The sequence below is a fragment of the Lentisphaera araneosa HTCC2155 genome, assembly GCF_000170755.1.
In the GTDB taxonomy this organism is placed as follows: Bacteria; Verrucomicrobiota; Lentisphaeria; order Lentisphaerales; family Lentisphaeraceae; genus Lentisphaera; species Lentisphaera araneosa.
The window spans coordinates 77,526-97,206 of the sequence record NZ_ABCK01000020.1; the positions used below are offsets into that span (position 1 = coordinate 77,526).

The following is a 19,681-nucleotide window of genomic DNA, read 5'->3' on the forward strand; positions in this document are numbered from 1 at the left end:
AATAAAATGATATATCGCTTGGAAATAAGCCCACGTAAAGGGATGGATGATCCCGCTGGACATACGGTTCAAAGAAAGGCAAAATCCATTTTATCTTACGAATTGAATAAGGTAGATACGGCTGAAGTCTTGACTATTGATGCAAATGTTGAAAGAAAATCTGCGGAAGAGATTTTAAAAGAAATCGTGAACCCTGTTTTACAGCAAGGTCTCATCGGTGCAGTAGAGCAACGATCTTTCGACTGGTTTATTGCAGTTGGTTTTTTAGCTGGTGTAACAGATAATGTATCTCGTACAGCTCGCGAAGCTATTCGTGATATTATTGGTCGTCAACTGACCGATGAAGAGAAAGTTTACAGCTCAAGAGAGTATTTCATTAGCTCAAAGAACTTAAAGAAAGAAGATGTTGAGCACATTGCGAAAGATTTGCTAGCTAATGAATTAATTCAGAGCCTCACGATTATGTCTTTCGATGAGTGGAAGCATAATGGAAGTCCTGCAAATACACCTGAGTTTGTAGCGATACAAGAGCCTAAAGTTGATTTCATCAATATTGATGTAAGTGATGAAGAGCTCATGGGGATCTCCAATTCAAAAACACTTGCACTGCAATTAGACGAAATGCAGGCGATTCGCGACTATGCAATTAATAATAATGACGCACAGCGTGAAGAGTTGGGTCTTATAGGTAAGTTGACTGATGCTGAGCTTGAATGTTTAGCACAAAGCTGGAGTGAGCACTGCTCACACAAAATTTTCGCAGCCGATATCGAATACACGGATGCTGACGGAAATGTAGAAACAATCAATTCACTTTATAAGAGTTATATTAAGAAGTCAACTTTCGAGATCGGTGATCAAGTTGATTGGCTCGTTTCTGTTTTTCATGATAATGCAGGTGTGATTACCTTTAATGAAAAATACGATTTAGCTTTTAAACTCGAGACACACAATAGCCCTTCAGCACTCGACCCTTATGGTGGCGCAATGACCGGTATTGTTGGTGTGAACCGTGATATCATGGGTACAGGTACAGGTGCAGAGATGCTTGTGAATGTGTGGGGTTATTGCCTAGGATCTCCTTTCGTTGACGAAAGCGAAGTTCCAGAGGGATTGCTTCACCCACGTCGTATTCGTGATGGTGTTCACCAAGGTGTTATCGAAGGTGGTAACCAATCCGGTATCCCTTATGGTTTAGGTTGGGAATATTTTGATGCGCGTTACATTGGTAAGCCTTTGGTTTACTGTGGTACAGTAGGTATCCTTCCGCACAAACAGCACGGCAAATCAGCATCACTTAAAACTATTGAGCCAGGTGATGTCATTGTCATGGTTGGTGGTCGCATCGGTAAAGATGGTATCCACGGCGCAACTTTCTCATCAGAAGAACTTCACAAAGATTCTCCTGTAGCTGCAGTTCAAATTGGTGACCCTATTACTCAGAAAAAAGCAGCGGACTTCCTTTATGAAGCACGTGATGCAGACCTTTATCGTTTTGTAACGGATAATGGTGCGGGCGGTTTATCCTCGTCAATTGGTGAGATGGCAACTGAATGTAATGGTTGTTTTGTTGATCTTGCTAAAGCCCCATTAAAATATGCGGGCTTACAGCCATGGGAAATTTTCGTTTCAGAAGCTCAAGAGCGTATGAGTTTTGCAGTTCCTGTAGAAAAAGTCGAAGCTTTCTTAACTCTCGCACAAGAACGTGACGTAGAGGCGACAGTGCTTGGTGAATTTAACGATTCAGGTAAGTGTCACTTGATCTACAATGACCTTACAGTGGCCTTCCTTGATTTGGACTTCATGCACGGCGGAAATCCTAAGCTTCAGTTGAAAGCTAAGTGGGAAGCTCCAGTATTTGAAGAGATTCCAGAAGAATTGGATAGTGAAATTTCTGACGATATTCACGAATTACTCGCGAGCTTAAATCTTTGCTCAAGCGAATATAAAGCACGTCAATATGATCACGAAGTAAAAGCCCTTTCTGTGGTTAAGCCTTATGTAGGTGTGGAAGCGGATGTTGATTCCGATGCAAGTGTCTTCATGGCGGAACCAATGACTAAAGAAGGTTTTGTGCTCGCCAATGGTGTGGCACCTTCTTATTCTGATATTGATACTTACCACATGACTGCGTCAATTATTGACATGTGTCTTCGTCGTACAGTCGCCGTAGGTGGATCAATTGATAAGGTTGCTGGTTTAGATAATTTCTGTTGGCCAGACCCGGTTGAATCAGCCAAGACTCCTGACGGTCAATACAAGTTGGCCCAATTGGTGCGTTCTAACCAAGCTTTGTATGATTACTGTAAAGCTTTCACACTCCCGTGTATTTCTGGTAAAGACTCCATGAAGAATGATAGTACTCGTGGTGGTAAAAAGATCTCTATTCCGCCAACATTACTTTTCTCGACAATTGCTCCGATGATGGATGTCTCTAAGTCGGTGACTCTTTCATCTAAGCGTGCAGGCGATTATGTTTATGTGATTGGCGAAACTTTAGCTGAATTAGGCGGATCTCAGTATGCAGCTCAGAAAGGCTATGTGGGTAACAAAGTTCCTCAAGTAGATGCTGAAAAAGCGAAGAAAATTTATAAACAAGTCCATCAAGCAACTGATGCTGAAGTCGTTCATTCACTTCACGCACCTGCCTTTGGTGGTTTAGCAGCCGCCTTTGCGAGGAAATCTATTGCAGGGCGTTTGGGTATGGAAATTGATATTAATCTTATCCCAGCCGATGACCTCAGTGAAACTGAGTTGCTTTTCTCTGAATCGAACAGTCGTTTAGTGGCAACAGTAGCTCCAGACAAAGCGGAAGAATTTGAAGCTTTACTTGAAGGTGTGGCTTTTGCAAAAGTGGGTACAGTGACTTTGGATGATGAATTAGTTATTCGCCAAGGTAAGCACATTGTAGCTGCACTTAATTTAGAAAACTTAGTTAAGTCTTACAAGAAGACATTGGATGGAGTTTAATCATGAGTCGCGTTAAAGCATTAATTATTACGGGCCTTGGTCTGAACTGTGAAAAAGAAACGGCAGTAGCTTTTGAAGCTGCGGGTGCAAGTGCAAGTAAAATTCACTTGAATGATCTCTTAAAAGATACAACAAAACTTAAGGATTATCACGTACTTGCTTTTATTGGTGGTTTTTCTTTTGGTGATCACCTAGGATCTGGTACTGTATTAGCAAACCGTATTAAACATGGTTTACGTCAAGAATTAGAAGACTTTATTGAATCAGGTAAGTTGATCATTGGCATTTGTAATGGTTTTCAAACAATGACTCGCTTAGGTATCGTTCCGGCATTAAAAGGACTATTTAATCAAGAAGTGGCATTACAGCACAATGATTGTGGTACTTTCCGCGACAATTGGGTGACTTTAAAGGTTGAGGAAAGCTCGCAGTGCGTATTCACTAAAGGTATCCATGTACTTCCAGTGCCTATTCGCCATGGCGAAGGTAAGTTAGTTGCAATGGATGAAGAGACTTTGAATGACTTAGAAGAGGGTGGTCATGTTTGTCTTCGTTATGCAGATCCAGTGTCTATCGAGCCGACTCAAGAATTTCCCATGAATCCTAATGGTTCACAGAATTCAATCGCAGGAATTTGTGACAAATCAGGTCGAGTGTTTGGTTTGATGCCTCACCCAGAGGCTTACATCTCACCATTCAATCACCCGCATTGGACACAACAAAAGATTAACGGCACGCTTCCTGAAGAAGGTTTAGGTATGCAAATCTTCCGAAATGCGGTTGAGTTTGCTGAGTCAGAGTTACTGTAAAATCTATACTATTCATAAAAAAGCCCTTCATCATTTTGGTGAAGGGCTTTTTTGTCTAAATGAACAATGCTTACTGTTTAGTTGGTTTCTTTAGGATCATATAGTTTTTATTGCCTTCACGAATATAGAGAAGGTTGTTCTCGTAGATGAAAGTGCGGCTCTCGACTCCTCCAAGTGGATAAGTAATAGAAGTTTTAATATAATTAGGGCCAACTTCTTTGACTGTGTACTTTAATTTTTTTTCAGATGCAATGAGCAAAACTTCAATTTCATCCTTCTTGATAATGACAGTCGCACCTTCTAATTGAGCACGTACTTGGTCTTTAAGTTTTTCCGGCAATTCTTTTTTAAGCCCCTTTTCTTGTTCTTTGATAGCATTCGGAATGTCAAATTCCCATTTGCCTAAAATGAATTCAGAAAAGCTGGGTTTTGCGTCTTCGGCAGAGATTAATTGCACAGAAAGTAGGGAAATGAGAGTGTAGAAAAGTTTCATGTCTATCCTTTTTAATGAATGTGATTAGCTTAATATGCTATTCCTTTGCCAATGACAAAGTTGATAATTCAAAATATTGTGGATTACATAAGAATTGATTCAACTCTATCTCTCATGTCAGTGAAGGGAGCTAAATGCTGAAAAATGTATAGCCTTTATGTATTATTAAAGATAGACACAGAGATTTCTGCTTAACATTCCCTAATTAAAAACTATATTGGCGTTTAATAGAAATATTGGAGTTATATATGTCGCAGATGGATTTTCATCAAATTACTACATACCTACAAGCTTTGCAGAAAAGCATCTGTAAGGGGATAGAGGATTTTGATGGTGAAAAATCATTTGAATTTGATCGCTGGGACAAAAGTGGTCAAACAGGCTTGAACGGATTTGGTATAAGTGCCGTTATTAAAGATGGTGCTGTTTTTGAAAAAGGCGGAGTGAACTTTTCTTGCGTCGAAGGTGCTAAACTACCTGGTTCAGCTTCAGCTCACAGAGGCGAAATAGCTAATAAACCATTTAAGGCAGCTGGCGTTTCTTTAGTGCTTCACCCGCGCAATCCATATATGCCCACGACTCATGCTAATGTGCGTTTCTTTTCTGCAGGAGAAGAAAACCCTACATGGTGGTTTGGTGGAGGTTACGACCTCACACCTTATTACGCGTTTGAAGAAGATTGTCGTCATTGGCACCAAGTAGCGAAAGATGCTTGTAAGCCATTTGGGGAAGATGTCTACCCTCGATATAAGAAATGGTGTGATGATTATTTTTATCTTAAACACCGTGATGAACAGCGCGGTGTGGGTGGCTTGTTTTTTGACGATTTAAATGAGTGGGGTTTTGATAAGTCTTTTGAGTTTATGCAGGCCATTGGGAATTCTTTTTTAGATGCTTATTTACCGATTGCCGAAAAAAGAAAAAGCCACCCCTATGGTGAACGTGAAAGAAACTTTCAAGTCCAGAGACGTGGTCGCTATGTAGAATTTAATTTAGTTTATGATAGAGGAACTCTTTTTGGTTTGCAATCTGGGGGAAGAACAGAAGCTATTCTTATGTCAATGCCACCTTTAGCGAGTTGGGACTATTGTGCGTCTTATCCTAAAGGGTCTGATGAAGCGCGTCTTACAGATTATTTTTTGAAACCAAAGGATTGGGTCTAATGAGGATTTTGAAATTCGCCAAAGAAGATTTGGTTATCAGTGTAGAGGGAGCTAATGAGCGCCTTGCGGACATGGCAAAATTGTCCAACCCTATGCAAGCTTATGGACTTTATGAAAATGATTATGAGCTATGGGTATTCTTTGAACCTGCAGAGCAGAGTGAGTTAGCATTTTTTCGTCAAATTTCTATAGAAGATGAATCTGCTTTAGAAGAAGATATAAAAGCGTATTGGCAGGGAAGTCATTTGATGATTTCTACGGCCAAACTAGATTCTTATGTGACTTTAGCTTTGTTTAGGAAATTATATGTTTAGATTTTTACTTATTTTTACAATGGTCTTATCTCTTGGTGCCCAGCAATTGCAAAACCCAGGCTTGGACCGCCCATCATCGGTAGTTTATTACCCAGCCAAAAAAGCTTTCATGGTGAGTAATATGAAAGGCGTAGAAAACGTTGCGGATTCCTATGCAGAAATTGTTTTGATTTCTAATCCTTTTGAAAAACCCAGAAAAAACATTTTCAAAGTTTTACACTCAAACTCAGGCAAGAGAAAGGATCTTCAGGCACCAGTGCAAATGATTTTGGATGGTAAGAATCTCATTGTTGGAGATTGTAAGCAAATCGCAATTTTTGAATTGGATGGATTTTCCCTCAAGCCTAAAAAATTGATTCCCTTGCCAAAAGTGAAGCACTTAAAATCTATTGTACTAACTGATGCGGGTGATTTATATTTTACAGATATGATGGCGAATGCCTTATATAAAATTGAAGATATATATTCTGCTGAGTCAGAAGTGAAGCCTTTGACAAACAAAATCCCAAGAGCCAGTGGTATGATTTATGATGATGGCCGACTCTATATATTAAGTGCAGTTAATGATTTGCTCTACGTTTTTAATTCTCAGACAGACAAAGCTGAAAAAACTATAAAACTAACATCTAGTAAAAAATCTGCTGGTGAGGGTTTTATTGATTTATGTCAAGGTTCTGAGGGCGAATTATATTTGCTCAATAAAGATAAAGAAAGTGTCTATCTCTTTGATCTAAATTGGGAAGGTAAACGAGGAGTGCGTTTGTTTAAAAATGGAGTCGTTACTCCTCAGTCCATTAGTTACTATCCCGGAAAAAATGCTTTGATGGTTTCACAGTATTTTACAAATACAATCACATTGATCCCAGCTTTGAAGCCAAGGCCAAGCTCGAAGGAGTAGTTGTTTGCGAGTACTACTGACGGGTTTCCGAGATACTAATAGTAAAGCAAGAGCAATCCTCGAAAGCTATTCAGCTGAAGTAATAGATTTCCCATTGCAAGAAATGCAGTTAATTCCTGGTTCAATTAAGTTGCTCGGGAAAAGTGATTGGGTAATTTTCACCTCTCCAACAGCGGCTCGATTATATATGCAGCATTTATATCCATTGAATCACTTTGATAAAGCCGCTTGTGTTGGCCCGTCTACCGCAGAAGCACTCGAAGGTGATTATGGTCGAGCATGTTCTTTGTTGCCAGAAACCAACTTTTCGGCAAGTTCACTTGCCAAGATCATTGTTGAAAATAAAAAGCAATTTGTTGATAAGAAAATTTTATTCCCTTGTTCTAAGTTGGCAAAGAATGACTTAGTAAACCTTTTAGCTGAAAATGGTATATCAATTCAACGCCACGATTTTTATTTACCTGAAAGGAATCAAATCGCAAGTATTCCCAACTTTGATGCAATATGTTTTTTTAGTTCGTCGGCAGTTGAGGCCTATTTTTCTTTGAAAAACTCGAAGGATTTAGCAGGAAAAAAGGTTTCGCTCATAGGTGAATCTACGGCTGTTACCTTTAGGCAATACTCAGATTTACCTTTTGTTCTTGCAAAAGAGGCGAATGCTGAAGAAACTGCAAAAGTTTTGTTTACGAACTGATTTTTTGTAAACTCTTTATATTGAGCAAGCTCAGTGTAAAATTGCTTTATGTTCTCACTGAAACTCCAAAAAAAATAATTTTTTTTAAGCAAAAGCATTTGCGGAAAAAAGAACTGGCGATATCCTAAGAGCCCTGTCAGAAACGACGGGAACAAAACGAAGCCGAAAGCGCGCTAATCAAGTAAGAAAAAGAAGATGTTTGATAGTTGAATTATATGATAGTAACGGGCTCCTAAATCATTTAGATGATTTAAGAGTTAATTTTTTCGAGAGAAAACTCAATATAAAAATATAAGTAATTAAGTCGGATACAAACACAATCAATTGATTGGAGAGTTTGATCCTGGCTCAGAATGAATGCTGGCGGCATGGATTAGGCATGCAAGTTGAACGAGAAATTCACTTCGGTGAATGGAAAGTGGCGAAAGGGTGAGTAACGCGTGAATAATCTGCCCCTAAGTTTGGAACAACAGTTGGAAACGACTGCTAATACCGGATGTGACTATCAAGACGCATGTTTTGATATTTAAAGGTTACGCTTAGGGATGAGTTCGCGTGCCATTATGCTAGTTGGTAAGGTAACGGCTTACCAAGGCTATGACGGCTAGGTGGTCTGAGAGGACGATCACCCACACTGGGACTGAGACACTGCCCAGACTCCTGCGGGAGGCTGCAGTCGAGAATCTTCCGCAATGCGCGAAAGCGTGACGGAGCAATGCCGCGTGATCGAAGACGGCCTTCGGGTTGTAAAGATCTGTCAGGGGGGAAAAACGATGATGGTACCCCCAGAGGAAGCCACGGCTAACTACGTGCCAGCAGCCGCGGTAATACGTAGGTGGCGAGCATTATTCGGAATTACTGGGCGTAAAGGGTCCGCAGGTGGTTTACTAAGTCAGATGTGAAATTTCAGTGCTTAACACTGAACCTGCATTTGAAACTGGTAGACTAGAGTATGTGAGAGGTAAGCGGAATTTGTGGTGTAGCGGTGGAATGCGTAGATATCACAAGGAAGACCAAAGGCGAAGGCAGCTTACTGGCACAATACTGACACTCATGGACGAAGGCTAAGGTAGCGAAAAGGATTAGATACCCTTGTAGTCTTAGCAGTAAACGTTGTACACTCGATGTTGGTCTGGTTAGTCGGATCAGTGTCTAAGCTAACGCGATAAGTGTACCGCCTGGGAAGTACGGTCGCAAGACTAAAACTCAAAGGAATTGACGGGGGCCCGCACAAGCGGTGGAGCATGTGGCTTAATTCGAGGCAACGCGAAGAACCTTACCCGGGTTTGACATTGAGCGACGTTCGGTGAAAGTCGAATTCCCTTCGGGGCGCAAAAACAGGTGCTGCATGGCTGTCGTCAGCTCGTGCTGTGAAGTGTTCGGTTAAGTCCGGCAACGAGCGCAACCCATATCCTTACTTGCTAACAGGTAATGCTGAGAACCTTAAGGAGACTGCCCGTGTTAAGCGGGAGGAAGGTGTGGACGACGTCAAGTCAGTATGGCCCTTACACCCGGGGCTGCACACGTGCTACAATGGCCGGTACAAAGGGCAGCGACATAGTGATATGGAGCGAATCCCCAAAACCGGTCTCAGTACGGATTGGAGTCTGCAACTCGACTCCATGAAGATGGAATCGCTAGTAAATGGGCATCAGCTACGGCTCATTGAATACGTTCCCGGGCCTTGTACACACCGCCCGTCACATCATGGGAGCTGAGTTCACCCGAAGTCGTTGCGCCAACCTGCTTGCAGGAGGCAGACGCCGAAGGTGGGCTTAGTGACTGGGATGAAGTCGTAACAAGGTAGCCGTTGGGGAACCAGCGGCTGGATCACCTCCTTTTTAAGGAATGAAAAAGACTAACCTCTTTAAGGCCTCGGCCGAAGAAGAGTACTTTTTTACAAGACTTATTACCCCGTTACTATCGTATAATTCAGACATTGAGTATCTAATGCTGTATTATATACGGGGCCTTAGCTCAGCTGGCTAGAGCGCCGCCCTTGCAAGGCGGAGGTCATGGATTCGAATTCCATAGGCTCCACTTATGATACGCGCATAGCTCAGTTGGTTAGAGCGCATCGCTGATAACGATGAGGTCCCAGGTTCAAATCCTGGTGCGCGTACCAGAATTTAAGCATTCCCGAAAGCGGGAAAGAGCTTTAGATCTTTGAAAGGAAGAAAACAATAGAATGAAAGAGTCAAAGTATAATTGAGGTCTTTTAACTTTTATAAGTTAAAGGAACCAACCAAAAAACAATTTATACCAAGATCGCAAACCAAAAGAATACAAGACAAAGAAAGACTTAGTAGAGATTAGGTGTGTCGCTGAAGATATTATTTTTAATATTTTTGGTGGACAAGCTAGTAAGGGTGTATGATGGATGCCTTGGCACTAACAGGCGATGAAGGACGCGTTAAGCTGCGAAAATCCTCGGGGAGCTGCAAAAGAGCTTTGATCCGTGGGTATCCGAATGGGGAAACCCAACTGGAGTTATGTCCAGTTATCCCTAACTGAATAAATAGGTTAGGGAGGCGAACCTAGGGAAGTGAAACATCTCAGTACCTAGAGGAAAAGAAATCAACCGAGATTGCGCTAGTAGCGGCGAGCGAACGCGCAAGAGCCTAAACCTAAAAGCATGCTTTTAGGGGTTGCGGGACCTGCAACATTGTATTGAAGAGATAGCTGAATAGTTTGGAAAACCGAACCACAGAGGGTGATAGTCCCGTAAGCGAAATTTCTTTAATATATAGCGGGTATCCCAAGTAGGGCCGGACACGTGAAACCCGGTCTGAATCAGGGAGGGCCACCTTCCAAGGCTAAATACTCGTTAGTGACCGATAGTGAACCAGTACCGTGAGGGAAAGGCGAAAAGAACCCCGTAAGGGGAGTGAAATAGAACCTGAAATCATACATCTACAAAGTGTGGGTCATCTTTATATGATGTACCGCATGCCTTTTGCATAATGAGTCTGCGACTTACTGTATACGGCAAGGTTAAGTTATTAAACGGAGCCGAAGCGAAAGCGAGTACGAATAGTGCGATTTAAGTCGTATGCAGTAGACCCGAAACTGAGTGATCTATCCATGAGCAGGTTGAAGCCCGAGTAACATCGGGTGGAGGACCGAACCATTGCGTGCTGAAAAACGCTTGGATGACTTGTGGATAGGGGTGAAAGGCCAATCAAACTCAGTGATAGCTGGTTCTCTCCGAAATAGCTTTAGGGCTAGCCTTGAGTGCTTCTTTACGGGGGTAGAGCTACTGATTTTTCGCGGGCCCTTACCGGGGTACCAACAAATATCAAACTCCGAATACCGTAAATTTATGAGCTCAGGAGTCAGTCTATGTGGGACAAGCCGCATAGACAAAAGGGAAACAGCCCAGATCGCCGTCTAAGGCCCCCAAGATGGGCTAAGTGGAATTAAGGATGTGGAGTTGCTTGGACAATCAGGATGTTGGCTTAGAGGCAGCCACCATTTAAAGAGTGCGTAATAGCTCACTGATCGAGTGATTCTGCGCCGAAAATAATCGGGACTAAAGCCCATTGCCGAAGACGCGACCCAGCTTGCTGGGGGTAGGAGAGCGTTCTATGCAGGAGTGAAGCTTGATGGAAACAACAGGTGGACCGCATAGAAGTGAGAATGCAGACATAAGTAACGAAAAACCGGGTGTGAATCCCGGTCACCGAAATCCGAAGGTTTCCTGGGCAAGGTTCGTCCCCCCAGGGTTAGTCGGACCCTAAGGCGAGGCCCAACGGCGTAGTCGATGGACAACAGGTTAATATTCCTGTACTAGCTAAGTGTAGTGATGAAGGGACGCGGAAGGAAAATGTTAATGACTGATGGATTAGTCATACCAAGCAGGCAATTCGTAGAGTAGGAAAATCCGCTTTACATAAGAACCAACTGTGATGGGGCGAAGAAACCCTCGGGTGGAACCGTCTAACATAGAACCATGCTGCCAAGAAAAGCTTCTAAGCGTCTGATGCTTAGTTATCCGTACTAAAACCGACACAGGTAGGAAGGTCGAGTAGACTAAGGTGCGCGAGAGAAACCACGTTAAGGAACTCGGCAAATTAGCCCCGTAACTTCGGGAGAAGGGGTGCCCCCTCAGGGGGGCCGCAGTTAAGAGGTCTGGGCGACTGTTTAGCAAAAACATAGCACTCTGCAAACTCGAAAGAGGAAGTATAGGGTGTGACACGTGACCAATGCCAAAAGGTCAAATGGAGAGGTTAGCCTTCGGGCAAAGCTTCGAAATGAAGCCCTGGTGAATGTCGGCCGTAACTATAACGGTCCTAAGGTAGCGAAATTCCTTGTCGGGTAAGTTCCGACCTGCACGAATCGTGTAACGATCCAGACACTGTCTCAACGTGGATCTCGGTGAAATTGTAGTTCCGGTGAAAATGCCGGATACCCGCAGATGGACGGAAAGACCCCATGAACCTTTACTGTAATCTGATATTGTTGTTCGGACTAATATGTGTAGCATAAGTGGGAGACTGTGAACTTGCGTCGTCAGGCGTTTGTGAGTCGTCAGTGAAATACCACCCTTATTAGTTTGGGCATCTAACCCCACGTCCGTGAATCCGGATGGGGGACAGTTTCAGAGGGTCAGTTTGACTGGGGCGGTTTCCTCCTAAAATGTAACGGAGGAGCTCGAAGGTCTACTCAGCATGGTCAGCAATCATGCGTAGAGCGTAAGGGTAGAAGTAGGCTTTACTGTAACACCGACAGGTGGAGCAGTTGCGAAAGCAGGACCTAGTGATCCAGCGGTGGAAAGTGGTATCGCCGTTGCTCATCGGATAAAAGGTACTCTGGGGATAACAGGCTTATCGCACCCAAGCGTCCATAGCGACGGTGCGGTTTGGCACCTCGATGTCGGCTCATCACATCCTGGGGCTGAAGAAGGTCCCAAGGGTCCGGCTGTTCGCCGGTTAAAGTGGTACGCGAGCTGGGTTCAGAACGTCGTGAGACAGTTCGGTCCTTATCCTCTGCGGGCGTAGGATATTTGATAGGAGCATTCCCTAGTACGAGAGGACCGGGAATGAGTGACCTCTGGTGTTCCAGTTGTACCGCCAGGTGCATTGCTGGGTAGCTAAGTCGCGAAAGGATAAGCGCTGAAAGCATCTAAGCGCCAAGCCCCCCTAAAGATGAGATATCCCAGGATTTATCCTCTAAAGGCTACAGGAAGACTACCTGTTCGATAGGCTGGAGATGTAAGCATAGCAATATGTTCAGTTGACCAGTACTAATCAGCCGTGAGGCTTGTCCACCTCTTTTTTAGTTGTCATCATTCAATGTCACCTAAAAAAGATAATAAGCACACACAAATAAGCTCAACTAAGTTAAGTCTTATGTCTTGCGATCTTATCTTTCATCACTAAGTTTTCTTCCCAACATTTTCCGGCTGGTAACCACAGCGGAGGAGCCACACCCGATCCCATCCCGAACTCGGTAGTTAAGACCTCCAGCGCCGATGGTACTGCAGTTAAGACTGTGGGAGAGCAGGTCGTTGCCAGCCTTTTTTTTGCTGCCGTAGGGGCGGATAATTCTACTAGATAGTTTTATTTCCCTATAGCTAGGCTTCAAGCCGAAATTTTTAGAGCGCATATCTTAGGATATGCGCTTTTTTTTGTGCCTAGATAGAGTCTAAGCAATAGGACTTATAGGACTTATAGGACTTATAGGACTTATAGGACTTATAGGACTTATGGGACTTATGGGACTTATGGGACTTATGGGACTTATGGGACTTATGGGACTTATGGGACTTATGGGACTTATGGGACTTATGGGACTTATTGTTTGGCTTGAGGTCAGCACTTAAGCGGGCAGGGATGCCCGCGCTCCCAGGAGAGATAGAATTTCAACTTCCGCATAGAATGCGGAGCTCCCAGCAAAATAAAGTATTTCCCTCAACTGCAGGCCGAAGGCCGATTTGCAGTGAGCTTGCGAACGATCTATCAGCGCAGCGAACTGACCACTTTGATTTAGCTCCTGTTCTAGCTTTATATAATTACTGAAATATTTCTTATTAAGCTTGTTAAATCCTTAGTAATGAATACACTTAGGCAAAAAAAGAAGAAGATATAAATGAGTTCAGAAGTAACTGGTAAACTTGCCGACCATGACCTATATAAAAAAGTATGGTCAACTACGGGTATTAAGGTATTCATGAAGTACCATGTGTTTTGTGTGTGGGACTTTCAGAGCTTAGCTAAAAAAGTTCAACATATTTGTTCTCCACCCGAATTTCCATGGATGCCAGGAAAGTCACCTGAATTAAGGCGTCTTATTAATGAAGTAATTCTTGAGGAAGAGACTGATGTGGATCCAACTAATGGCTCATACTGCTCTCATTATGAACTTTATTTGAAAGCGATGGAGCAATGTGGTGCAGATCTTGAACTTCATCAAAATTACATGAAAGCTTTACAAGGTGGCGAAAGTTTATTTGATTTAAATAAGGAACTTCCTGTAGCGCTAAGAGAATTTTTAGACTTTAGCTTTGAACTTATTTTTAATGGTTCCGATCATGAAATCTGTGCGGTTTTTGCAAAAGGACGTGAAACATTAATCCCCGATATGTTCTCAGGCCTAGTTACAAAATTAGAAGTGGATTGTCCTACGGAGTGGTCTTTATTTCATTATTATTTAAATAGGCATATAGAAGTGGATGGTGGTGAGCATGGTCCTGCATCTGAACGACTCTATCAATCTTTTTGTGATTCTCCTGAAAAAATAGAGGAAGCTCAGCAAGCAGTCGATAAAGCATTGTATCTACGTGATAAGTTATGGTCTTTTATTTTAAAAGAAATAATAGGATCGAATTAAGAATTGTAAATTCTTAGAAACTCTACAAGAACTTATTTAACAAATCAGATCGAGCCTTTATATTCATGGACGACATAGTGTCATTAACAATAAGAGGAATACAAATGAAAAAATTTATTGCCGTTTTAATCGTTGCGCTTTTTATGAGTGCGTGTGCTAGTAAAGCAACTTGGGACAATATGTCTGAAGAAACAATCGCAGCTTGGAAAGCAGAAGGTGTTGACGCAGCTTTAGCCAACCAGTATACAGAGCATTCAATTACTCCTGAAAAATATGGCGAGTGGAAAGCTTTAAATATTACTGATGCTGAAACAATCATTGCTTGGAACGGAAGTAAGTTTAGTGCAGATGCAGCAAAGAATTGGATGTCGGGTGGTTTTACTTTAGATGAAGCCGTTGATAACCGTGCAAAAGGCTTATCTCCCGTCAAGAAGACTCAAGTTGAAGAGTCGAAAGAAGAAACAAAATAGTTTTCTTAAAGTTTATCTTTTAGAGCCAGTTTTTACTGGCTCTTTTTTATGTCTATTTAATAAGTTTTCCACCAGAGGAAGATCAGCTGGAAGGAAGTTATAGTAGCTAAGCTCCTGTAGAGTGATCCAGAGGATTTTAGAGTGTACGAGACATTTCGGAGTACCTATAAAGCTTTTAATTAAGTAAGCATGTAAATTCAGCTGTGTACTAATGTTGAGTTTATAAAATACCGAATGAAAGTGTTGGCCTATTTCGCAATTAATTGATAGTTCTTCGTTTAATTCCCGCTTTAAAGCTTCTTGGTGACTTTCATTAAGTTCTATTTTTCCTCCGGGGAATTCCCAGGCACCCTTGTGATGTGCTTCACGTCTCTGACATATGAGAACTTGGTCGTCTTTTATAATGATACCAGCAGAAACATTTATTATTTTTTGAGCCATTATTAGACGACTTTAAGCATTCCGTAGACTAAGCCGGCCAAAATCAAAAGCACGAGAACAGTTGTAATGATAGTTTTTTTCCATTCATAATCATCCATAATTACGTTCTTCCCATTGTTTAACTTTATAAGTTTTAAGTGCTAAAGCATGGAGACCATTGTTAAGTTCTTCTTTTAAACATTCATTGACTAATCGATGCTGTTTAATCATGCTTACATCATCAAATTGATCAGAGCAAATAGTGATGCGTAGATGAGTTATTTGTCCTGGGATGGCGCCGCTATGCCCTGCATGAGTACTGCTTTCATCATTTATATCAAGGTAAAGGGGGGAGAAGGTTTGCTGGATTTTCAGTTTTATTTGTGCTAAATCGATCATAATTCTTCTTGTTCTTTTTAGGTTCTTCTGTAACAATATGGTCTGCTTCGCGCATATTCACAGCGACAACAAATTCGCCACGCCATTTTTTTTCTTTTCCGAGCTCAATAAGCTCAGATACTGTGCCGCGGATGGTTTCTTCAAACATTTTTGTCGCTTCGCGAACTAGGGCAACGGGAGTGTTGGGGCCACATATTTCATGCAGATCTTTTAGTAATTTATCAATTTTAAAGGGTGATTCGTAGAAAAAAGTACAAAGCCCGTTATTTAAGTACTTTTCTAGGAGCGCTTTGCGTTTGCCTGATTTTACTGGAAGAAAGCCCGCGAAAGTGAAGGAGTCAAGGGGGAAGGCACAGGCTACTGCAGCAAAAGTGAGAGCGGAAACGCCTGGGATGATTTGTGGTTCAATGCCTTGTTCAACGGCATCTCTGACAACAAGAAAGCCTGGGTCAGAAATGACAGGAGTGCCAGCATCAGATAAGACAACGACCTTTTTGCCATCTTTGACTTGGCGAATGAGGTAGGATGTTTTCTCTTTTTCATTATGCATGTGATATGAAGTCGTCTTGCATTTGATCTCGAAATGCTTCAATAATATTCCCGCACGACGAGTGTCTTCTGCAGCAATCAAATCTGCTAGCTGAAGTGTTTTTACTGCCCGAAAACTCATATCATCCAAATTGCCAATGGGCGTAGCAAGAAGGTAGAGCTGGCCTTGTGATTCTTGACTCATATATAGTGTTTCCCACAACTAGAATTTAAAAAGCGCAACCGGCTGTAAGCCAGATCCTGTCTTTTGCGAAAATCGCAAATGGACGGTCATTTGACTATGCGATCAGAACCCGGAACTATATTTCACGAAGAAAAACGATACGAGTCGCATCTTTGTTCCCTATTTGATCTTGCACCGGATGGGGTTTGCCATGCTGCTCCGCTCTCGCTAAAAGCACGGTGAGCTCTTACTTCACCATTTCACCCTTACCTCACAAGTGAGGCGGTATCATTTCTGTGGCACTTTCCTTCCTGTGACTTTATGGGACACAGTATCCTTCTTTGCAAAAGGGCATCCTACTCTGCGGTGTCTGGACTTTCCTCTATGGCGAACCATAGCGACCGTCAACCGGTTGCGCTGGCTAATCTAACTTGGTATTAATTCTACGCAATGCGCTAGGGGGATTTAGTAGGAGCTTATTTCGTTTTTTGATCTGAGTGCCCCAAATCCTTTTCGGGACATATAAGATTACGTATTTTTTGTTTGAGAATTTTCAGCTCAGGAAAGCCATTGTGTTGTTTTCGGCAGTGGACAAGTTCCCCATTTACGAAAACTTTAAAAGTGCCTGCTTCTGGAGAGGGAGAAAGTGAGACTTCATCGATATTTTTCTCAAAAGTAATAAGTAATTCTTGGCTCATCCAAGAAGCTCTCGTAAGCCAACGGCATCCCGGGCAGTAAGTTATATTGATTTTATTCTTCATTGTAATGTCTATAAGGTTTTACGAATTTTAAATTTTCACTTCATGATTAATATGAATACTTCATGTTTCTATTGTAAAATAGTCTTTTTTTATAAAATTAGATGGTGGATTTTTTAAAAAAGCGTAAAAAATGGCATTTATTGATTTTTCATCTATACTTGTTTTACGAATATCGTATTTGCGAGCGAGTGCCCCTCCTGTATATCGTAGATTTTTTATGACATTAGTGCTGATTATATGAAAAAATATAAAAGTACCATAAAAACTACTTCTTAATTATACCAATGTGTTTAAGTTAGCGTTGAAATTGGCAGTACCAATAAAAGAAAAAGTTTACTGTCGATTAAATTGAAACTGTTTGTAATACTTTTAAGGAAGTCAATTATGTTAGAAGCTGAATTAGCTATTAGAACAGATGAAGCGAATGACAATCATCACTTGTGGAATAACAATGGTACATGGTTCATCCATTACACTGTATATCCTACGGCTGTGACAAAAAAACGTATTAGACGCTCGTTAAAGACTAAGTCTTTAGATGAAGCTCGCCGTTTAAGGGATGATATATTTCTATCTTTTGATGTGAAATAAACTTCGTTTTTTTCTGTAAAGACGTATGAGGAAGTGAAACGCTGTGTAAAGTGTTTCACTTTTTTATTTTATACAGAAGATGATTTGATTATGAATGAGAAATTATTGAAAGAAGCTGACTGGTGTGAATGGTCAGATTTACATGATTCCTTTATTAGGGATATGTTATTTGCCGTAAAAGAGGGGAAAGATTGTTTTTTATTGGCTGAAGCAATAGCGGAAAATAATACCGAAATTGTAGGAAAGGCGATTGAGAGCGGATCTATATTTCGCCCAGATGGATTCCAAGTGGAGAAGTGGAAGAAGGATAAGCTTCGTTTTTTGACTTTGATAGTTTCTCCATTTGTCGTTATTCAAGAGATGGATATGGCGGCTTATGCCAAGGTTTTAGAGAGCCAAGCAGAAGTTCTTAAAAAAGAGCATTGATTTAACGTAAAAACTAGGCGAGTGAAGTATTCCTTTCGTTCGCCTCTTAGTAAAGCCTATAAAATTAGTTTTTGTGCTCACAGTCGATGGAGTTGTGAGTTGCAAAGGTGTAGAGCTAGTGAAATATTACTTTATGATGAAATTATAAATAAGGTTATTATTTTATGGATACTAACGAAGAGCTCGAGTTACGTTTTAAAGAAGTTGTCGAACGACTTCAAGAAGCTGATAAGCTAGAGGATACGCTTTGGGAAATTGAAGCGGATCTACTTGATATTTTTGGTGCAGAACGTTTCACCATTTTCCAAAAAGACGAAAACGATAAAGAGATTGTCTCTTGGTATAGAACGTCTTCTGATTCAGTAGATGAAATTCGTCTTTATATGTCACCTTCATCTTTGTCTGGTTATGTTGCGATGACTCGTCAAGCATTGATGGTTGATGACGCCTATGATTCTGAATACCTTGAGAGTGTGCATCCAGATTTAAGGTTCGATGATGCTTACGATAGATCGTCGGGCTATATGTCGGAAGCTATGATAATGGTTCCCATTATCCATAAGGATAAACTCTATGGTGTGTTCCAGGTTATCAATAATATTGATGGTGGTGCCTTCCCAGATGAAACTTATTTCAGAACGGTAGAGTTTGCTAAAGTTGTTTCAGAAAACTTCCGTTACGAATTAAAGAGTAGTCGTGGAGCTTTTGACCAATTAGTTGAAGCAGGGGTTATCAGTGTAGAGACTTTTGAGGCAGCTGAAGAGATCTCTAATGATGAAGGGGTGCCTCTTGCGTCAGTATTGAAGAATAAATTCAGCGTTAATGCTGCAGATTTGGGTAATGCACTTTCTGATTTCTACCAAGTTCCTTATCACCCTTTTGATCCCAGCTTTGAGCTAGATCCTTCATTGATTGAAAACCTTAACGTAGGTTTCTTAGCAAGTAATAGTTGGGTACCCGTCATGAACGATGGCGAGCATGCTGTCGTATTGATGGCTGATCCAGCCAATGAAGAACTTATTATGGAAATTCAAAATATCGTTAAAGCGGTGTACTACGACTTCCATGTTGCTTTTCGAGAAGATATCGATCAATACTTAGGCTTAAGTTCCAAAGAAGAAGAGCGTTTAAAAGCTTTCGGCCAACTCGATGATATCATGGATGGTGAGAGTGCATCAGTTAGTGCTGATGAGGCTGGTCCTGATGATGAGGATGGTGATATTCTCGACTCGAAAGAAGAATCAAAAATCATTCAGTTGGTGAATAAGATTATCGTGCGTGCCACAATGGATGGTTGTTCGGATATTCATATTGAGCCACACAAAGGTAAGCGCCCCGGTGAAGTTCGCTTCCGTATTGATGGTGTTTGCCGAAAAGTATTTGATATCCCTGCCCAGCTAATGGGGGCGGTTCTTTCACGTATTAAAATTCTATCTAATCTGGATATCGCCGAAAAAAGGAAGCCTCAGGATGGTAAGATGGGCTTACGATTCCAGGGTTCAACTCTAGAACTTCGTGTTGCGACTCTTCCAGTTGTTAATGGTGAATCGGCCGTTCTTCGTATCTTGGCACAGGGTGAACCTTTACCATTTGATAAGTTGATGCTTTCTCCCAGTAATGAAAGTAAATTAATTGACCTCCTCAAAAACCCTCACGGCATTATGTTGGTGGTAGGGCCTACGGGTTCGGGTAAAACAACGACTTTACACGCGGTTTTAGGTACACTTAAT

Annotated in this window: 16 protein-coding genes, 2 tRNA genes, 3 rRNA genes and 1 other RNA gene; 16 read left to right on the plus strand and 6 right to left on the minus strand. The window is 41.6% G+C overall.

Going from position 1 to position 19,681, the window contains the following annotated elements; all coding sequences use genetic code 11:
- The first annotated feature begins 6 nt into the window (after positions 1–6).
- Together LNTAR_RS17845 and LNTAR_RS17850 are read left to right on the plus strand one after the other, a co-directional pair.
- The gene (locus LNTAR_RS17845) at positions 7–2,970 is read left to right on the plus strand and encodes a phosphoribosylformylglycinamidine synthase subunit PurS (RefSeq protein WP_040915259.1); all 2,964 of its coding nucleotides are present in this window, start codon (positions 7–9) and stop codon (positions 2,968–2,970) included.
- Positions 2,971–2,972: 2 nt separating this feature from the next.
- Positions 2,973–3,779: a phosphoribosylformylglycinamidine synthase subunit PurQ gene (locus LNTAR_RS17850; protein WP_007280154.1), complete on the plus strand. Its 807-nt coding sequence runs from the start codon at positions 2,973–2,975 to the stop codon at positions 3,777–3,779.
- A gap of 70 nt (positions 3,780–3,849) precedes the next feature.
- On the opposite strand, the gene LNTAR_RS17855 is transcribed toward LNTAR_RS17850, so the two are convergent.
- Positions 3,850–4,272, minus strand: coding sequence for a hypothetical protein (locus LNTAR_RS17855; RefSeq protein WP_007280155.1), 423 nt, complete (start codon positions 4,270–4,272; stop codon positions 3,850–3,852).
- 248 nt (positions 4,273–4,520) lie between these two features.
- Between LNTAR_RS17855 and hemF the strand changes: the two genes are divergently transcribed.
- The 11 genes from hemF to LNTAR_RS17910 all read left to right on the plus strand — a co-directional run bounded on the left by hemF (position 4,521) and on the right by LNTAR_RS17910 (position 14,642).
- Complete coding sequence (gene hemF, locus LNTAR_RS17860) at positions 4,521–5,435, plus strand: oxygen-dependent coproporphyrinogen oxidase (RefSeq protein ID WP_007280156.1); 915 nt, start codon at positions 4,521–4,523, stop codon at positions 5,433–5,435.
- Positions 5,435–5,749, plus strand: coding sequence for a hypothetical protein (locus tag LNTAR_RS17865; protein WP_007280157.1), 315 nt, complete (start codon positions 5,435–5,437; stop codon positions 5,747–5,749). The genes hemF and LNTAR_RS17865 overlap by 1 nt, the downstream gene beginning before the upstream one ends.
- Complete coding sequence (locus LNTAR_RS17870) at positions 5,742–6,647, plus strand: NHL repeat-containing protein (RefSeq protein ID WP_007280158.1); 906 nt, start codon at positions 5,742–5,744, stop codon at positions 6,645–6,647. Before LNTAR_RS17865 ends, LNTAR_RS17870 begins: the two co-directional genes overlap by 8 nt.
- Before the next feature lie 4 nt (positions 6,648–6,651).
- A complete protein-coding gene (locus tag LNTAR_RS17875; RefSeq protein WP_007280159.1) occupies positions 6,652–7,341 on the plus strand; it encodes a uroporphyrinogen-III synthase in 690 nt (229 codons plus the stop codon).
- A 325-nt stretch (positions 7,342–7,666) separates the two neighbouring features.
- A 16S ribosomal RNA gene (locus tag LNTAR_RS17880) occupies positions 7,667–9,182 on the plus strand.
- Positions 9,183–9,307: 125 nt separating this feature from the next.
- Positions 9,308–9,381, plus strand: a tRNA-Ala gene (locus LNTAR_RS17885).
- Between the two features lie 8 nt (positions 9,382–9,389).
- Positions 9,390–9,466, plus strand: a tRNA-Ile gene (locus LNTAR_RS17890).
- 228 nt (positions 9,467–9,694) lie between these two features.
- Positions 9,695–12,611 (plus strand): 23S ribosomal RNA (locus tag LNTAR_RS17895).
- Positions 12,612–12,744: 133 nt separating this feature from the next.
- Positions 12,745–12,859: ribosomal RNA gene (gene rrf / locus LNTAR_RS17900) — 5S ribosomal RNA — on the plus strand.
- The 16S, 23S and 5S rRNA genes sit together here with 2 tRNA genes alongside, the layout of an rRNA operon.
- A 572-nt stretch (positions 12,860–13,431) precedes the next feature.
- Positions 13,432–14,172 (plus strand): DUF3050 domain-containing protein, encoded by a 741-nt coding sequence (locus LNTAR_RS17905; protein WP_007280161.1) that lies wholly within the window; start codon positions 13,432–13,434, stop codon positions 14,170–14,172.
- A 104-nt stretch (positions 14,173–14,276) separates the two neighbouring features.
- Positions 14,277–14,642 carry a hypothetical protein gene (locus LNTAR_RS17910; protein WP_007280162.1) on the plus strand — a complete coding sequence of 122 codons (366 nt, stop codon included), beginning with the start codon at positions 14,277–14,279 and terminating at the stop codon, positions 14,640–14,642.
- A gap of 12 nt (positions 14,643–14,654) precedes the next feature.
- Here LNTAR_RS17910 and LNTAR_RS17915 read toward each other — a convergent pair whose 3' ends face one another.
- From LNTAR_RS17915 to LNTAR_RS17930, 5 genes are all read right to left on the minus strand, one after another.
- Complete coding sequence (locus LNTAR_RS17915; protein ID WP_007280163.1) at positions 14,655–15,083, minus strand: (deoxy)nucleoside triphosphate pyrophosphohydrolase; 429 nt, start codon at positions 15,081–15,083, stop codon at positions 14,655–14,657.
- Positions 15,084–15,173: 90 nt separating this feature from the next.
- Positions 15,174–15,461 (minus strand): BolA family protein, encoded by a 288-nt coding sequence (locus tag LNTAR_RS17920; protein WP_052607339.1) that lies wholly within the window; start codon positions 15,459–15,461, stop codon positions 15,174–15,176.
- The gene (gene rsmI / locus LNTAR_RS17925) at positions 15,400–16,194 is read right to left on the minus strand and encodes a 16S rRNA (cytidine(1402)-2'-O)-methyltransferase (protein ID WP_007280166.1); all 795 of its coding nucleotides are present in this window, start codon (positions 16,192–16,194) and stop codon (positions 15,400–15,402) included. Before rsmI ends, LNTAR_RS17920 begins: the two co-directional genes overlap by 62 nt.
- A gap of 29 nt (positions 16,195–16,223) precedes the next feature.
- An RNA gene (gene rnpB, locus LNTAR_RS26040) (RNase P RNA component class A) lies at positions 16,224–16,590 on the minus strand.
- Between the two features lie 59 nt (positions 16,591–16,649).
- Positions 16,650–16,934 (minus strand): Rdx family protein, encoded by a 285-nt coding sequence (locus LNTAR_RS17930; protein WP_007280167.1) that lies wholly within the window; start codon positions 16,932–16,934, stop codon positions 16,650–16,652.
- Between the two features lie 384 nt (positions 16,935–17,318).
- Here LNTAR_RS17930 and LNTAR_RS17935 point away from each other — a divergent pair, with 384 nt between their 5' ends.
- From LNTAR_RS17935 to LNTAR_RS17945, 3 genes are all read left to right on the plus strand, one after another.
- A complete protein-coding gene (locus LNTAR_RS17935) occupies positions 17,319–17,525 on the plus strand; it encodes a hypothetical protein (protein ID WP_007280168.1) in 207 nt (68 codons plus the stop codon).
- Between the two features lie 90 nt (positions 17,526–17,615).
- Positions 17,616–17,951 (plus strand): DUF2288 family protein, encoded by a 336-nt coding sequence (locus LNTAR_RS17940; RefSeq protein ID WP_007280169.1) that lies wholly within the window; start codon positions 17,616–17,618, stop codon positions 17,949–17,951.
- Positions 17,952–18,115: 164 nt separating this feature from the next.
- The coding region (locus LNTAR_RS17945) for a GspE/PulE family protein (RefSeq protein ID WP_007280170.1) at positions 18,116–19,681 on the plus strand (1,566 nt) is incomplete at its 3' end.

Excerpts from the sequence above, each read along its gene's own strand:
- LNTAR_RS17870 (WP_007280158.1), top strand. The coding sequence starts at position 5,742 with ATGTTTAGATTTTTACTTATTTTTACAATGGTCTTATCTCTTGGTGCC.
- LNTAR_RS17930 (WP_007280167.1), bottom strand. The coding sequence starts at position 16,934 with ATGAAGAATAAAATCAATATAACTTACTGCCCGGGATGCCGTTGGCTT.
- LNTAR_RS17940 (WP_007280169.1), top strand. The coding sequence starts at position 17,616 with ATGAATGAGAAATTATTGAAAGAAGCTGACTGGTGTGAATGGTCAGAT.
- hemF (WP_007280156.1), top strand. The coding sequence starts at position 4,521 with ATGTCGCAGATGGATTTTCATCAAATTACTACATACCTACAAGCTTTG.
- LNTAR_RS17865 (WP_007280157.1), top strand. The coding sequence starts at position 5,435 with ATGAGGATTTTGAAATTCGCCAAAGAAGATTTGGTTATCAGTGTAGAG.
- LNTAR_RS17910 (WP_007280162.1), top strand. The coding sequence starts at position 14,277 with ATGAAAAAATTTATTGCCGTTTTAATCGTTGCGCTTTTTATGAGTGCG.
- LNTAR_RS17915 (WP_007280163.1), bottom strand. The coding sequence starts at position 15,083 with ATGGCTCAAAAAATAATAAATGTTTCTGCTGGTATCATTATAAAAGAC.
- LNTAR_RS17850 (WP_007280154.1), top strand. The coding sequence starts at position 2,973 with ATGAGTCGCGTTAAAGCATTAATTATTACGGGCCTTGGTCTGAACTGT.
- LNTAR_RS17935 (WP_007280168.1), top strand. The coding sequence starts at position 17,319 with ATGTTAGAAGCTGAATTAGCTATTAGAACAGATGAAGCGAATGACAAT.
- LNTAR_RS17845 (WP_040915259.1), top strand. The coding sequence starts at position 7 with ATGATATATCGCTTGGAAATAAGCCCACGTAAAGGGATGGATGATCCC.
- LNTAR_RS17905 (WP_007280161.1), top strand. The coding sequence starts at position 13,432 with ATGAGTTCAGAAGTAACTGGTAAACTTGCCGACCATGACCTATATAAA.
- rsmI (WP_007280166.1), bottom strand. The coding sequence starts at position 16,194 with ATGAGTCAAGAATCACAAGGCCAGCTCTACCTTCTTGCTACGCCCATT.
- LNTAR_RS17855 (WP_007280155.1), bottom strand. The coding sequence starts at position 4,272 with ATGAAACTTTTCTACACTCTCATTTCCCTACTTTCTGTGCAATTAATC.
- LNTAR_RS17920 (WP_052607339.1), bottom strand. The coding sequence starts at position 15,461 with ATGATCGATTTAGCACAAATAAAACTGAAAATCCAGCAAACCTTCTCC.